This window comes from Pseudomonas oligotrophica, from assembly GCF_021726475.1.
Taxonomy (GTDB): Bacteria; Pseudomonadota; Gammaproteobacteria; order Pseudomonadales; family Pseudomonadaceae; genus Stutzerimonas; species Stutzerimonas oligotrophica.
The window spans coordinates 45222-60901 of record NZ_JAKJRU010000001.1; the positions used below are offsets into that span (position 1 = coordinate 45222).

The window sequence follows — 15680 nt, forward strand, 5'->3', positions numbered from 1 at the left end:
CCGACATGATCAATGTAGACCTGCAACAACTCGTCCAGGCGCTCGACGCGCCGACCAAGCGCGACCTGGAAGGCGCCGCCGAACGCTGCGTGGTACGCGGCGGCAGCAAGATCCTGGTCGAAGACCTGCTGCTCGGTTTGCTCGAGCGCGCCGACGGCCTGCTGTTACGCGCCCTGCAGGATGCCGAAGTGGACGCGGGCGAGCTGGCCAAGGCTCTGCAGGCGCGCGGCGAGCACAGCGAATCGCGCAACCCGGTGTTTTCCACCGAGCTGGTGCAGTGGCTGCAGGACGCCCTGCTGGTCGGCAACCTCGAACTCGGCCAGAGCCAGATCGACCAGGCCGCGCTGTTGCTCGCGCTGCTGCGCAACCCGATGCGCTATGCCGGCAGCCGCTACCAGCCACTGCTGGCGCGGCTGAATATCGAGCGCGTGCATGATTTCGCGCTGGCGCAGCAACCCCAGACGGCGCCGGGCAAACCGGCCGCGAGCGGCGAATCGAACCTGTCGCGCTTCACCCACAACTTCACGCAGCAGGCGCGCGACGGCAAGCTCGACCCGGTGTTGTGCCGCGACGGCGCGATCCGCCAGCTGATCGACATCCTGGCCCGCCGTCGCAAGAGCAACCCGATCGTGGTCGGCGAAGCGGGCGTCGGCAAGACCGCCATCGTCGAGGGCCTGGCCCTGCGCATCGCCGCTGGCGAAGTGCCGGAGACGCTGAAGAACGTCGAGCTGCTCTGCCTGGACCTCGGCCTGCTGCAGGCCGGCGCCAGCGTGAAGGGCGAATTCGAACGGCGATTGCAGGGCGTGATCGACGAGGTCAAGGGCGCGGCCAAGCCGACCATCCTGTTCATCGACGAGGCGCACAGCCTGATCGGCGCCGGCGGCCAGGCCGGCAGCGGCGATGCGGCCAACCTGCTCAAACCGGCGCTGGCACGCGGCGAGCTGCGCACCATCGCGGCGACCACCTGGAGCGAATACAAGAAGTACTTCGAGAAGGACCCGGCGCTGGCGCGGCGCTTCCAGCCCGTGCAGCTGCACGAGCCCACAGTCGACGAGGCGGTCACCATCCTCCGTGGCCTGGCGCCGGTGTACCAGAAGAGCCATGGCATCTACCTGCGCGACGACGCCGTGGTGGCCGCCGCCGAGCTGTCGGCACGCTACCTGGCTGGCCGGCAGCTACCGGACAAGGCCGTGGACGTGCTCGACACCGCCTGCGCCCGCGTGCGCATCAGCCTGGCTGCTGCCCCCGAAGCGCTGGTACGCCTGCGTGGCGAGATCGCCGAAGGTGAACGGCAGGGCGAAGCCATGCGCCGCGACCTCGACGCCGGCCTGATCGTCGACCACGACGCCCTGGATGCTCTGGAGAACCGCCTGGTCGCCGCTCGCGCCGAACTGGAGCAGGTGGAAACCCGCTGGGCAGTGCAGCGTGATCTCGCCGAACGCCTGCTGGAACAGCGCAAGCAATGCGCCGCCGCGCGCCTGGGCAATGACGAGGGCGCCAGCGACGAACCACGCCCGAACCTGGAGGCGCTAGAAGCCGAGCTACGTGCCCTGCAGGCCGAGTTGGCGGCAGCCCAGGCCAGCGAGCGGCTGGTCAGCTTCGAGGTCTGCCCGCGCCTGGTGGCCGAAGTGATCAGCCACTGGACCGGCGTGCCGCTGTCGCAGCTGGCGCGCGAACACAACAGCAAGGTGCTGAGCTTCGCCGACGACCTGCGCCAGCGTGTACGCGGTCAGGAACAGGCGGTCGCCGCGCTGGACCGGGCCATGCGCGCCACCGCGGCCGGCCTGAACCGCCCCGACGCGCCCGTCGGCGTGTTCCTGCTGGTCGGCCCCAGCGGCGTCGGCAAGACCGAAACCGCGCTGGCCCTGGCCGATCTACTGTACGGCGGTGAGCGCTTCCTCACCACCATCAACATGTCCGAGTTCCAGGAAAAGCACACGGTCTCACGGCTGATCGGTGCGCCGCCCGGCTACGTCGGCTACGGCGAAGGCGGCATGCTCACCGAGGCGGTGCGGCAGAAGCCCTATTCCGTCGTGCTGCTCGACGAGGTCGAGAAGGCCGATCCGGACGTGATGAACGTCTTCTATCAGATCTTCGACAAGGGCGTGGCCAACGACGGCGAAGGCCGCGAGATCAACTTCCGCAACACCCTGATCCTGATGACCAGCAACCTCGCCAGCGACGAGATCGCACGCCTGTGTGCCGCCGGCCAGCGCCCCGCGGCCGAGGCCCTGGAGACGGCCATCCGCCCCGCCTTGAGCCGTCACTTCAAGCCGGCGCTGCTCGGGCGCATGAAGGTGGTGCCCTACTACCCGGTCGCCGGCGAGGTACTGGCCGAACTGGTGGGCGTCAAGCTCGCGCGCTTCGGCGAACGGCTGGCCCGCCGCAATCTGCGCTTCAGCCATTGCGAGGCGCTGGTCGATCACCTCGCCGAGCGCTGCACGCACAACGAGAGCGGCGCGCGGCTGATCGACCACCTGATCGACCAGACCCTGCAGCCGCAGGTGGTCGACCGCCTGCTCGCTGCCATGGCCAACGGCGAAGCCCTGCAGCAGGTAAACGCCACCCTCGACGGTGATGGAGCGGTTGTCTGTGAGTTCGCTTAAAGTCTCGACGGTGATCCCCGAAGCGACCGTGCCCGGCGCGGCGAGCCGCCTGCTGGCGCAACTCGCCGAACTCGCCTGGAGTACCGACACCAGCGCCTGGCTGGGCGGGCTGATGGAAGTCGCTGCGCAACTGGCCGGATGCCCGCTGGCGCAGCTCTACCTGCTCGATGCCACCCATACACGGCTGACGCTGTCGGCAGAATGGTTCGACGGCGAACGGCGCCACGACGCCGCCAGCCTGCCGAGCGACTATGACGGCGAGCAACTGCTGCAGTACTGCCTGAGCCAGAACCGGCTGCTGAGCATCGCCTCGCTCGACGCAAGCCTGCACGCGACGGGTTTTCTGCCCGAAGCGGCACGCCCCTGGCGCAGCCTGCTGTGCCTGCCGTTGCCGGATGCCGAGGGCCACGCGGTCGGGCTGCTGGTGGTCGCAAGCCGAGCCAGGCAGGACCTCGCCGAAGCCGCCGAGCCGCTGGCCAGCCTCGGTCGCTTCGCGCTTGGGCAGGTGCAGTTGCTCAACCGCCTGCGCGGCGCGGCACAACCGGCGCCGCCCGAGGAAACCAATACTCCGCGCTGCGCCAGCGGCTATGGCCTGATCGGCGACAGCCCGCGCATGCGCGCCGTGTACGGCCTGATCGGCAAGGTGCTGCACAACCCGGTCAGCGTGCTGCTGACCGGAGAAACCGGCACCGGCAAGGAGCTGGTCGCCCGCGCCATCCACGACTGCGGTTCGCGCCGCAGCCAGGCGTTCGTCGTGCAGAACTGCGCGGCGCTGCCCGAGCACCTGCTGGAAAGCGAGCTGTTCGGCTATCGCAAGGGGGCCTTCACCGGTGCCGAGCGCGACCACGAAGGCCTGTTCGATGCGGCCAATGGCGGCACGCTGTTCCTCGACGAGATCGGCGACATGCCGCTGACCCTGCAGGCCAAGCTGCTGCGCGTGCTGCAGGAAGGCGAAGTGCGACCGCTGGGCAGTACCCGCACCCACCGAGTCGACGTACGCATCGTCACCGCCACCCACCAGGACCTGCAGCAGCGCGTCGAGCAGGGACGCTTTCGCGAAGACCTCTACTACCGGCTGTCCATCTTCCCCATCGAGCTGCCTCCGCTGCGCGAGCGCGGCCAGGACATCCTGCGCCTGGCCCGGCACTTCGCCGACAAGGCTTGCGGCTTCCTGCAACGCGACGCCGTGCGCTGGTCGGACGCCGCGCTGGAACAGCTGGCCGGCTACGCCTTTCCCGGCAACGTGCGCGAACTCAAGGGCCTGGTCGAACGCGCCGTGCTGCTCTGCGACGGCGGTGAGCTGCTGCCCGATCACTTCAGCCTACGTACGGTGGACGATGCGCTGGACAGTACCCTGAACCTGCGCGCACGCCTCGAACGCGTCGAGCGCAACCTGCTGGTCGACTGCCTGCGCAAGAACGGCGGCAACCAGAGCCAGGCCGCTCGCGAGCTCGGCCTGCCACGCCGCACCCTGCTCTATCGCATGGATCGGCTGGGCCTCAGCGCGAGCGACCTATGAGTCCACGGAACCAGCCGCAGCCACCCGTACCACGGCCGGGGGTGCCGACGCCAACCGGACGTCACTCTCGTTTTTGCCCTGTCCGGGCGGCTTTACGTGAACCCCGTCACCCGCCCAGGCGATCAACTGAACTCCAATGACGCGATCCGGTCGCGCCCCCTGGGCGCCCCGCTCGCACACACGACTTCAAGGAGGAAATCGCGTGCCAGCCCGCTATTGCGCCCTCGTTGCGCTCATCGCCACGCTCCTGCTCGCCGGCTGCTCCGGCAACTACCGTTTCAGCGACGCCGACTACCGTCCGCTGGGCGAACCGCACGCCGCCCGGCGCGCGAACTGAAGCCGGGAGCAGCCCATGGAACTGGTTTTCGAGATGCTCGGCGCCCAGCAGTTCGCGCCCGGCCTGCAGGTTCGCAAATCCTTCAAGCAGGCCGGTGGGATGATCGGCCGGGCACAGGACTGCGACTGGGTGATCCCCGACCGCAAGCGCGTGGTGTCCAGCCGCCATGCCGAGGTCAGCTATCGCGGCGGCGCGTTCTTCCTCACCGACACCAGCAGCAACGGCATCCGCCTGAAAGACAGCGGGGCGACCTTGCCCAAGGGTGAGCCACAGCGCATCGAGCACGGCGACGTCTACTGCCTGGGCGACTTCGAGATCAAGGCTCGCCTGATCCGCGACCCGGCGCTGTTCGAAGGCGAGCTGGGCCGCCCACAGCCGGCCGGCAGCATCATCCCCGACGACGCCTTCCTCGACCTCGACCCGATGTGCGCGCTCGAGCAGCAGGAACGCCTCTATGCCGAGACCGACGAGCTGACCGCGGTGCTCGCGCCAGTGAGCACCGCGGCGCTGCAGCCGGACTATGCACAGATCGACGAGGAGAACCTGCAGGTCCCGCGACTGGTCACCGAGCCGGTCGCCGACGCACCGCCCCCGACAGCCGAGCCGGAGCCGCTGGGGGACGATTTCTGGACGGGCTTCGGCCAGGCGCTCGGCCTTTGCCTCGATGGGCTCGACGAACAGGCGCGGCAAGCCCTGGCGCTGCGCACTGCGCGCCTGTTCAGGCAGAGCGTCGGCGGCCTGCAGCAGGCCCTGCGCACGCGCAGCGAGCTGAAGAACGAGCTGCGCCTGCCGCTCACCAGCGTGCAAAGCGCCGGCAACAACCCGCTCAAGCACAGCCCTGACATCGATGCGGCCATGCAGGCGCTGCTGCTGGCACCCAAGCCCGGGCAGCTGCCGGCCGAGCAGGCGGTCAGCCGCGGCTACCGCGACCTGCAGGCCCATCAGGTCGCCCTGCTGGCCGCCAGCCGGGCCGCGGTCAAGGGCCTGTTCGAGCAGCTGTCGCCGCACCAGCTGAGCCTGCGCTTCGAGCAGGAACGCAAGCCGCTGCTGGCCACCGCCGGCGGCCGCTGGCGCGCCTATCGCCGGTTGCACGAACGGCTTCAGCGTGACGACGACTGGAGCGAACGCCTATTCGCCAGGGATTTCGCCCGTACCTACGAGGAACAGGTGCGCCTGATCGCTACCCTCGACACCGACCTTCAAGGATGAACCCTCATGACCCGATTCTCCGTCCTGGCGCTCGCCGGCGGGCTGGCGCTGCTTGCCGGCTGCGCGGCCCTGTCGCCCTACTCGGCGCTGACCAAGCTCGATCTCGCGCTGACCGGTAGCGACGAGCTGAACCCCGACCTCAATGGCCGGCCATCGCCCATCGTGGTGCGTCTGATCGAACTCAGGCACCCGGTGGCGTTCCAGAACGCCGACTTCTTCTCGCTGTACCAGCGCCCCCGGGAAGTGCTGTCGCCGGACATGGTCGCCCAGGAAGAGCTGGAACTGCGCCCGGGCGAGCGGCGCGAACTGAAGCTGCACGTCGGCACGGACAGCCGCTACGTCGGCGTGCTCGCCGCCTACCGCGACCTGCCGGAAACGAACTGGCGGCAGGTCATCGCGTTGAGCCCCAGGGCGCGCAACCACAGCCGCTTGCAGCTGGACGAGCACGGCATCCGCGAACTCGACGAGACCGGCCAGGAGTGACGCCATGACCCTGAACAAGGTGGTCTGGCAGGAAGGCATGCTGCTGCGTCCGCAGCACTTCCAGCAGAACGACCGATACCACGACTTCCAGTTGAAGGCGCGCACGCGACAGCTCGGCCTCTACAGCTGGGGTTTCTTCGAGCTGGAGATCGATCGCCAGTTTCTCAACATGGGCAAGCTGGTGCTCAGCCAGGCGCGCGGCATCCTGCCCGACGGCAGCCTGTTCGAAATCGGCGCCGAGCGTGAGCCGCTGGCGCTCGACGTACCGGCCAACACCAGCAACACGCCGGTCTACCTGGCGCTGCCGCTGGTCACCGGCAATCACATCGAAAGCCGGCGGCCGGAGCAGAAGGACGTACTGGCCCGCTACGTCGCGCTCGACGAAGAGGTCGCCGACTCCAATGCCGGCGACGCCACGCTCAGCCAGGTCAGCACGGCGCGCCCCGACTTCCGGCTGCTGCTCGGCGAGCAGGACAGCGACCAGGCCTACGTGCGGCTGAAGCTCTGCGACGTGCTGGACACCACGCCCGACGGAGTGATCAGCCTGGACGCCGACTACATCCCGAGCTACATCGACTTCCAGGCATCCGGCTACCTGCTCTCGTGCCTGAAGGAAGTGCTCAGCATGCTGGCGCATCGCGGCGACATCCTTGCCGAGCGCATCCGCGCCACCGGCAAGGTCGGCGGCGCCGAGGTCGGCGATTTCATGATGCTGCAGCTGATCAACCGCTACGAGCCGGTGCTGCGGCACTACCTGGGCCTGGAGCGCGTGCATCCCGAACAGATCTACCGCGAGCTGCTCGGCCTGCTCGGCGAGCTGGCGACCTTTTCCAGCGAGACCAAGCGGCCCAGGCTCGATGGCCGTTATCTGCACGGCGACCAGGGCCAGAGCTTTCGCAGGCTGATGGATGCGATTCGCCAGGTGCTGTCGATGGTGCTCGAGCAGCACGCCATCGAGATGCTGCTGCAGCAGCGCCAGTACGGCATCCAGGTCTCGCCGCTGCACGACCACAAGCTGCTCGGCAGCGCGTCCTTCGTGCTCGCCGCCAGCGCGCAGTGCGACTCCGAAGAGCTGCGCCAACGTCTGCCGGCGCACCTGAAGGTCGGCCCGGTCGAGCGCATCCGCCAGTTGGTCAATCTGCACCTGCCGGGCATTCGTGTCCGCCCGCTGCCGGTGGCCCCGCGGCAGATTCCCTTCCATTCGGGCAAGACCTACTTCGCGCTGGAGCTGAGCTCCGAGGAGCTGGCGCAGCTCGAGCGCTCGGGCGGCTTCGCCTTCCACGTGTCCGGAGAATTCTCCGGGCTCGAGCTGAAATTCTGGGCTATCAGGAACTAGCTATGACCACCAGGGACATGGACTACGGTCAGGACGACCGCACCGTCATCCTCGACCGCAACGGGGCAGCACCGGCGCAGAGCCCGCTGACCGACTTCAGCGAACCGCCGCGTTACGAGCAGCTGGAAGAGCGGATGATCTATGCCGCGCGCCTGCGCCCGGCGGAGTCCTTCAATGCCAGCCTCAACCCGCTGGTCGCCGCCGCTTCGGCGTTGCTCTCCGAAGTCGTGCGCCTTAAGCACAGTTTCGAGGCCGAGGACCTGCAGGCGCTGCACCGGCGCCTCTCGGCGGACCTCAAGCTGTTCGAACACCGGGCGCTGCATGAGGGTGCCGAGAGCAGCCAGGTCATGGCCGCGCGCTACGTGCTCTGCACCGTGCTCGACGAGGCGGTGGTGACCACGCCCTGGGGTAACGAAAGCCAGTGGTCGCAGATGAGCCTGCTGTCGTCGTTCCACAACGAGACCTTTGGCGGCGAGAAGTTCTTCCAGCTCCTCGAGCGGCTCTCGCGCAACCCGGTCAAGCACCTGCCGATGCTCGAGCTGATGTACCTGTGCCTGTCGCTCGGCTTCGAGGGCAAGTACCGCGTGCTGCCGCGCGGCATGCTCGAACTGGAGGCCGTGCGCGACAGCCTGTACCGGCAGATCCGCCAGTTGCGCGGTGACGTACCGCGCGAGGTTTCGCCGCACTGGCAGGGGCTGCAGGACACCCGCCGCCGGCTGGTGCGCATCGTGCCCTGGTGGCTGGTCGCACTGTTCACGCTGGTCTGCCTCGGCATCATGTATGGCGGCTTTGCCTGGGTGCTCGAACAGCAGCGCACCGCCGTGCTGCAGCCTTACCAGTCGATCGAGCCGGCGCTGCCGCTCGAGTGAACGCCGTATACAAGGACGTAACGCCATGAAGGACTTCTTCGGCAAGCTTGCCGTGTTTTTCCGCAAGACCTGGGTCTGGAGCCTCTGCCTGCTGCTGGCGCTGGCCCTGCTGGTGTGGTTCGGCGGCCCGCTGCTGGCGGTGGCCGAGCAGCGCATCTGGGCCTCGGCGACCAGCCGTCTGCTGACCATCGCCACGCTGTGCCTGGGCTGGGGGCTTTTCCTCGTGTTCAGCAGCTGGCGCGCCAGCCGGCGGGCCGCAGCCGACGCCAGCGACGAGCAGTTGCAGGAGCGCCTGCGCCGCCAAGGCCTGATCGGCGAGGAGCAGGCCGAGCTGCGCCAGCGCTTCAAGGCAGCGCTGCGCACCCTCAGTACGTCGTCGCTGTATCGCGGACGCAGCGAGAAGTGGCGCCACGAACTGCCCTGGTATCTGCTGATCGGCCCGCAGGGCAGCGGCAAGACCAGCCTGCTGGACTTCTCCGGCCTGGAGTTCCCGCTCAACCGCGGCGAGGCCAGCCGCCTGACCCGCGACGTGTCCGGCACTCGCTTTGCCGACTGGTACTTCGCCGAGCATGCCGTACTGATCGACACCGCCGGACGCTACCTGACCCAGCCGGACCCGGCCGTCGATGCCAGCGGCTGGAACGCGCTGCTCGGCCTCTTGCGCCGGCGCCGGGCCCGGCCGCTCAACGGCGTGCTGGTCAACCTGCCGGTCGATCAGCTGCAGCAGCTGAGCGAACTGGAACTGGAAGCGCTGGCGCGGCAGACCCGGCAGCGCCTGCATGAAGCGCGCGAACGCCTGGGCGCCGAGCTGCCGGTCTATCTGGTGCTGAGCAAGGCGGACAAGGTGATCGGCTTCGACGAGTTCTTCGACCAGCTGTCGCGCGAGGAAAGCGACCAGGTGCTCGGTGCGACCTTCCACCGGGAGCAGAACGGCACCGACGCGCAGGTGGTGCGCGAAGCGTTCGAGGCGTTGCTGCATCGCCTGAACAGCCAGGTCATCCTGCGCATGCATCAGGAGCGCGATACGCAGCGCCGCGGTCGCATCCTCGACTTCCCGCATCAGCTGGGGCAGCTCGGCGAGCGCCTGGGCCTGTTCATCGAACTGGCCTTCGCCGGCAATCGCTACCAGCGTGCCAGCCAGCTGCGCGGGTTCTACCTGACCAGCGCACCGCAGCTGCAAGACGCACTCGATCCGCTCACTTCTGGCATCGGCCGCCAGCTGGGCCTGGCCAGTGGCGCCTTGCCGGCGTTCCGCCAGGGCCGCGCCCGCTTCATCCAGCACCTGCTCAGCCGGGTGATCTTCGCCGAGGCGGACCTGGCCACGCTCGACCAGAAGGAAATCCGCCGTATCGACTGGGGCCAGCGCGCCGTCCATGCCGCCGCGCTGGCCTGCCTGGCGCTGTTCGGCATCCTCTGGGCGCAGGGCTTTTCGGCCAACCATGAGCGCCTGGAGCGTCTGCGCGAGATCGCCGAGCATGCCGGGCGACAAAGCCGGGCGCTCGGTCCGAGCGACGATGCACGCCGTACCCTGGCGGCACTCGACGCCAGCTACGCCGCCACCGAGGTGTTCCCCGCACCGAGCGATGCCGCCTGGTCCGAGCGCAGCGGTCTATATCAGGGCGAGGCGGTCGAACCGGCGGTCGTCCAGGCCTATCGCGCGCAGCTGGAGAGACTGTTGCTGCCGCGAGTGACGCGCCAGCTCGAAGGGCAGATCCGCGCCAACCTCGACGATCGTGAGGAGTTGCTCAACAGCCTACGCGCCTACCTGATGCTACGCATCGAGGCACGCCGCGATCCGGCATTCCTCAAGCAGTGGCTGGCGGCCGACTGGTCGCTGCGCTACGCCGGCGATGTGCTGGCGCAAAACGGCCTGAACAACCACTTCGCCCGCCTGCTGGAACAACCGTTCGCCGCGCCGACGCTGGATGACGAGCTGATCGCCAAGGCGCGCCAGACGCTGCGCAGCGAGTCGCTCGCCCAGGTGGTCTACCGCATGCTGCGCGAGCAGGCGCGCGCCTTGCCCGACTATCGCCTCGAGCAGCACCTCGGTCCGCAGGGCGCCCTGCTGAGCGGCGCCGACTACCGCATTCCCGGCTTCTATACGCAGCGGGGCTACCGGCAGTACTACCTCACCCAGGGCGGCGAACTGGTCCGCGAGATCCTGCGTGACAACTGGGTACTCGGCGAGGGCGAGCGCCTGAGCAGCCAGGATCTGGCCCGGCTCATGGTCGAGATGGAACAGCTGTACTTCCGGGATTACGGCAATCTGTGGGGCGAAGCGCTGGCCCGGCTGGCGATGCTGCCGCTGCCTCCGGGCAGCCAGGGCGCCGCGCAGCTGGCGGGCCTGGCCGGCGCCAGCTCGCCGCTGCTGCAACTGCTGGTGCAGCTTCGCGACAACACCCGCTTCGCCGGCATAGCCAACGCCACCGAGCAGGTCGAGGGCGTCGCCGCTGCCGCACCGTCCGACGGCGAGCTCGGCAAGGCCGCGCACCTCGCCACGGCTGCTGCCGAGCGGGCCCAGGCAGTGCTGGCCAAAGAGCTGCCGGATACCGCACGCAAGGCGCTGGAGCGCCGCTTCGCCACCCTGCACCAGTTGCTCGACGATGTCGGCGGCCCTGGCGCCGAGCTGGCTCCGGCCCTGCAGGCGCTCGATGCCCTGCAGCTGCAACTGGCCGGCCTGGCGCATGCCGGCGCGTCCGATCAAGCGGCGTTCGAATGGGCGCGGGCGCGCATGGGTGGACAGCGCGACGCCATAAACGAACTGCGCAGCGCGGCCGCCCGCCTGCCACAGCCGCTCGGCAACTGGTTGACCCTGCTCGCCGAGGACAGTTGGATGCTGGTCCTCGATGAGGCGCACCACTACCTCAACAGCCGCTATCGCAGCGAGCTCTACGCCTTCTACAAGAACTCGCTGCACAAGCGCTACCCGTTCGATGCGCATAGCCAGAGCGACGTGGCGATCGCCGATTTCCGCGAATTCTTCAAGGCCCGGGGCGTCGCCGACAGCTTCTTCGAGCGCTACCTCAAACCTTTCGTCAACGGCGCGGACGGCCACTATCGGCCTCGCCGCCTGGATGGCCGCGGCCTGCCGCTGTCGAGCGCGTTTCTGGGCCAGATGAGCCGCGCGCGCACCATTCAACACAGCTTCTTCGCCGAGAACCCCGGCGAGCCGCTGATCCGCTTCAAGCTCGAACCCTACTCGCTGGATCCGAGCCTGGGCCGTGCCGACTTCCGCTTCGGCGACCAGCGGCTCGAGTACCGCCACGGGCCGATCGTGCAGACCGCCTTCACCTGGCCGGCGCCGGCCGATGACGGCCGCACCAGCCTGGTGGTCGAGGAGCTCGGTGGCCGGCGCGTCGGCATCGAGCGTAACACCGGCCCCTGGTCGCTGTTCCGCCTGGTCGACCTGCTGGAGGTCGACTACCACAGCGGGCGCGATGTGCTGATGCTCAAGGCCAACCTGGCCGGGCTACAGGCTAACTACCTGCTGCACAGCCAGCGCTCGCCGAATCCGTTCGACATCGCCCTGCTGCGCGACTTCAAGCTCCCGGCGATGCTGTGATGACCGCGCTCACCACCGCCTGGCGCAGCGCCGGGCGCTCCGAAACCGGCAAGGTCCGCCCGCGCAACGAGGATGCCTTTCTCGATTGCCCGCAGCAGGGACTCTGGGCGGTCGCCGATGGCATGGGCGGACACCGCAACGGCGCCCTCGCCAGCCGCCTGGCGGTCGAGCGGCTCGCCGAACTGCCCGACGCCGGCGACCTGGCCGCACGCCTGCTCGCGGTGCGCCAATGCCTGCACCGGCTCAACCGCCAGCTCAGCCAGGCACTCACGATCACTGCGAACTGCCCCGAGCCGATCATGGGCACCACGGTGGTCGCCCTGCTGATGGAGGACGACCGGGCCGCCTGCGTCTGGGCCGGCGACAGCCGCTGCTATCTCTGGCGCCGCGGCCGGCTCTACCAGCTGTCGCGCGACCATTCGCTGCTGCAGCAACTGCTCGACGCGGGACAACTGAGCCCGGCCCAGGCGGCGGCCCATCCCGGCGCCCATGCCCTGACCCGCGCCATTGGCGCCAGCGAAGGGTTGCAGCTCGACGTGCTGGAATTCAGCGTGCAGCCGGGCGACGCCCTGCTGCTCGCAAGCGACGGCCTCTACCAGAGCCTTTCGCCGGACGCCCTGGGCGCCGCGCTCAGCCTGCCCTCGGCCGGCCTGGTCCTGAGCCGCCTGTTCGATGCGGCGCTGGACGGTCCTGCGCGCGACAACCTCAGCGCCGTGGTGATACGTCCATGAACAACCCGGCCGTGGCCATGCCGGCCAGCGACCAGACCTACTTCGCCTTTGCCGCCGCGACGGCGCAGCCCGATGCCACCGCGCCCGCGGTCGGCCCGCTGCCCGAGGTGCTGCTCGGGCGCTATCGCATCGAGCGCCTGCTCGGCGTCGGCGGCATGGGCGCGGTGTACCTGGCGCGCGACCTGTTGCGCGAGCAGTTCGGCGACCCGCAACCGTGGATCGCGCTGAAGACGCTGTCCGACGAGTTCTGCGAGTACCCCGACGCCCATGCGCTGCTCTATAGCGAGTTCGCCCTCACCGCACGCCTGCGGCACCGGCATATCGTCCGGCTCTTCGGTTTCGAGGTCGACCCCGGTAGCCGACGCGCCTTCATCACGCTCGAACTGCTCAAGGGCCCGACGCTGGATCAGCTGCTCATCGAGCATCCCGACGGCCTGCCGTGGCCGCTGCTGCGCGAGGTCGCCGTGCCCCTGCTCGAGGCACTGCAGTATGCGCACGCCGCCGGCGCCCTGCATGGCGATATCAAGCCCAGCAACGTCATCCTCGCCGAGGACGGCCTGCGGCTGTTCGACTACGGCCTCGGCCAGCCACTGCACGACCTGTTGCCCGGCCTGCCGCGCCTGGCACGCCACCGCTTCGCCGCCTGGACGCCGCGCTATGCGGCACCGGAGCTGCTCGACGGCCAGGGGCTCAGCGCCGCAGCGGACATCTTCGCCGTCGCCTGTGTGCTGCATGAGCTTGCCGCCGGCCAGCACCCGTTCCGCCGGCTCAGTGCCAAGCAGGCCAGGGCGCTGGCGCTGGATGCCAGGCTCAAATGCCCGCCAGGGCTGCCGGCCGCCTGCTGGCCTGCGCTGCGCCGTGCCCTCGCCTTCGATCCCGGCACGCGCGCCGGCAGCCTCGCCGCACTGCTCGCGGCCTTTCGTCAGCCTCAGTCCGGCCGCTGGATGCGCTGGCTGGGCCGTCACCATGGATGATCACAGGACAAGGAAGCCTATGTTCAACCCGGCCAACCACGCCCATTTCAGCCTGCGGCTGCCGGTCGCGCACGACCTGCAGGTGCTCGAATTCCACGGCCGCGAGGCGCTCTCCACGCCCTTTGCCTTCGAGGTCGAACTGGTCAGCGAACGCCCCGACCTGGCGCTGGAGTCGCTGCTGCACCAGCCGGCCTTTCTCGCCTTCGCCCCGGATGGCGCCGGCATTCACGGGCAGGTGCAGCGCATCGCCCAGGGCGAATCCGGCCGGCGTCTGACCCGCTATCGCCTGACGCTGGTGCCGCAGCTCGCCTACCTCGCCCACCGCAGCAACCAGCGCATCTTCCAGCACCTCAGCGTGCCGCAGATCGTCGCCCGGGTGCTGGAGGAGCACGGCATCCTCGCCGGCGTCGGCCATCGCTTCGAGCTCGGCCCGGTGGTCTATCCCGCACGCGAGTACTGCGTGCAGTACGACGAGAGCGACCTGCACTTCATCCAGCGCCTTTGCGAAGAGGAAGGCATCCACTATCACTTCCAGCACAGCGCCGACGGCCATGTGCTGGTGTTTGGTGACGACCAGACGGTGTTTCCCACGCTGGCGCCGGTGGCCTATCAGCAGGATTCCGGGCTGGTCGCCGATCAGCCGGTGATCAAGCGCTTCGGCCTGCGGCTGGAGACCCGCAGCAGCCGCGTGACGCGCCGCGACTATGATTTCGAGAAGCCGCGACTGACCCTGGAAGCGGCCTTCCAGACCGAGTTCCAGCCGGATCTCGAGGACTACGACTACCCCGGCCGCTTCGTCGACCGCAGCCGCGGCAAGCACCTGGCCCAGCGCGCCCTGGAGCGCCACCGCCACGACTACCAGCGGGCCGAGGGCCAGAGCGACCAGCCGCGACTGGCGAGCGGCCATTTCCTCGAGCTGAGCGAACATCCGCGCGCCGAATGGAACCGGCTCTGGCTGCTCGACGAGGTGATCCACGAGGGCAAGCAGCCGCAGGTCTTGGAGGAATCCATCACCAGCCAGCCCCCGGACGGCTTCGGCCAGGGCTACCGCAACCGCTTCAGCGCCACGCCCTGGGACGCTCCGTTCCGCCCCACGCTCAAGCACCCCAAGCCCAGGGTGCTCGGCAGCCAGACCGCGGTGGTCACCGGCCCGGCGGGCGAAGAGATCCACTGCGACGAATACGGCCAGGTGAAGGTCCAGTTCCACTGGGATCGCGAAGGCCAGGCAGATGACAAGACCAGCTGCTGGCTGCGCGTCAGCTCCAGCTGGGCCGGCGACCGCTATGGCGGCATCGCCATTCCGCGGGTCGGCATGGAAGTACTGGTGACCTTTCTCGAAGGCGACCCCGACCAGCCGCTGGTGACCGGCTGCCTGTACCACGCCGAGCATGTGGTGCCCTACGACCTGCCGGCGCACAAGACCCGCACGCTGTTCAAGACCCTGAGCAGCCCGGGCGGTGGCGGCTACAACGAACTGCGTATCGAGGACCGCCAGGGCGCCGAGCAGATCTACCTCCACGCCCAGCGCGACTGGGACGAGAACATCGAGCACGACCAGAAGATCCGCGTCGGCCATGAACGCCACGATACCGTGGAAGCCAACAGCTACAGCGAATTCAAGGCCGAAGAACACCTGATCGTTACCGGCGACCGCAAGGTGGAAGTCAAACCCGACGACCACCTCACCGTCGGCCAGACCCAGCACATCAAGCTCGGCACCGCCCAGCTGACCAAGGCCGGTCGCGAGATCCACCTCAAGGCCGGGCAGAAGATGGTCATCGAAGCCGGCGTCGAACTGACCCTCAAGGCCGGCGGCAGCTTCATCAAGCTCGACCCGGGCGGCATCACCGTTTCCGGCCCGCTGGCGCGGATCAACGCCGGCGGCGCGCCGGGCAAGGGTTCGGGGATCAAGATCAAAGCACCGGTGCTACCGAGCATGGCCGATAGCGACAAGGCCGGGAGCTTGTTGGAGCAGGCACTGCCGGGTGAGCCAGCCAGCCTGCACAGCAAACGCAAGCGCTCGCTCAATTTCTCGGGCTAAGAACAGCGCCGGC

At 68.7% G+C, this 15680-nt stretch carries 11 protein-coding genes; all 11 read left to right on the forward strand.

Annotation, left to right across the window (positions count from 1 at the left end):
* Positions 1 to 5 precede the first annotated feature (5 nt).
* The 11 genes from tssH to tssI all read left to right on the forward strand — a co-directional run bounded on the left by tssH (position 6) and on the right by tssI (position 15667).
* Entirely contained in the window at positions 6 to 2606 is a 2601-nt protein-coding gene (gene tssH, locus L3N39_RS00250; protein WP_237255216.1) for a type VI secretion system ATPase TssH, read from the forward strand.
* A complete protein-coding gene (locus L3N39_RS00255) occupies positions 2578 to 4125 on the forward strand; it encodes a sigma-54 interaction domain-containing protein (protein ID WP_431977988.1) in 1548 nt (515 codons plus the stop codon). Before tssH ends, L3N39_RS00255 begins: the two co-directional genes overlap by 29 nt.
* Positions 4126 to 4327: 202 nt before the next feature.
* Complete coding sequence (locus L3N39_RS00260) at positions 4328 to 4462, forward strand: type VI secretion protein (RefSeq protein WP_237255217.1); 135 nt, start codon at positions 4328 to 4330, stop codon at positions 4460 to 4462.
* A gap of 15 nt (positions 4463 to 4477) precedes the next feature.
* A complete protein-coding gene (tagH, locus tag L3N39_RS00265; RefSeq protein WP_237255218.1) occupies positions 4478 to 5671 on the forward strand; it encodes a type VI secretion system-associated FHA domain protein TagH in 1194 nt (397 codons plus the stop codon).
* A 6-nt stretch (positions 5672 to 5677) separates the two neighbouring features.
* Entirely contained in the window at positions 5678 to 6154 is a 477-nt protein-coding gene (gene tssJ, locus L3N39_RS00270; RefSeq protein WP_237255219.1) for a type VI secretion system lipoprotein TssJ, read from the forward strand.
* A gap of 4 nt (positions 6155 to 6158) precedes the next feature.
* Positions 6159 to 7490: a type VI secretion system baseplate subunit TssK gene (gene tssK / locus L3N39_RS00275; protein WP_237255220.1), complete on the forward strand. Its 1332-nt coding sequence runs from the start codon at positions 6159 to 6161 to the stop codon at positions 7488 to 7490.
* Positions 7491 to 7507: 17 nt separating this feature from the next.
* Positions 7508 to 8359: a type IVB secretion system protein IcmH/DotU gene (gene icmH / locus L3N39_RS00280; protein ID WP_431977992.1), complete on the forward strand. Its 852-nt coding sequence runs from the start codon at positions 7508 to 7510 to the stop codon at positions 8357 to 8359.
* Positions 8360 to 8384: 25 nt separating this feature from the next.
* Positions 8385 to 11921, forward strand: a complete 3537-nt coding sequence (gene tssM, locus L3N39_RS00285; RefSeq protein ID WP_237255222.1) for a type VI secretion system membrane subunit TssM — start codon at positions 8385 to 8387, stop codon at positions 11919 to 11921.
* Complete coding sequence (locus L3N39_RS00290) at positions 11921 to 12652, forward strand: PP2C family protein-serine/threonine phosphatase (protein ID WP_237255223.1); 732 nt, start codon at positions 11921 to 11923, stop codon at positions 12650 to 12652. The genes tssM and L3N39_RS00290 overlap by 1 nt, the downstream gene beginning before the upstream one ends.
* Positions 12649 to 13626 (forward strand): serine/threonine-protein kinase, encoded by a 978-nt coding sequence (locus tag L3N39_RS00295; protein WP_237255224.1) that lies wholly within the window; start codon positions 12649 to 12651, stop codon positions 13624 to 13626. The genes L3N39_RS00290 and L3N39_RS00295 overlap by 4 nt, the downstream gene beginning before the upstream one ends.
* A gap of 19 nt (positions 13627 to 13645) precedes the next feature.
* Positions 13646 to 15667: a type VI secretion system Vgr family protein gene (gene tssI / locus L3N39_RS00300; RefSeq protein ID WP_237255225.1), complete on the forward strand. Its 2022-nt coding sequence runs from the start codon at positions 13646 to 13648 to the stop codon at positions 15665 to 15667.
* The last annotated feature ends 13 nt before the right edge of the window (positions 15668 to 15680 follow it).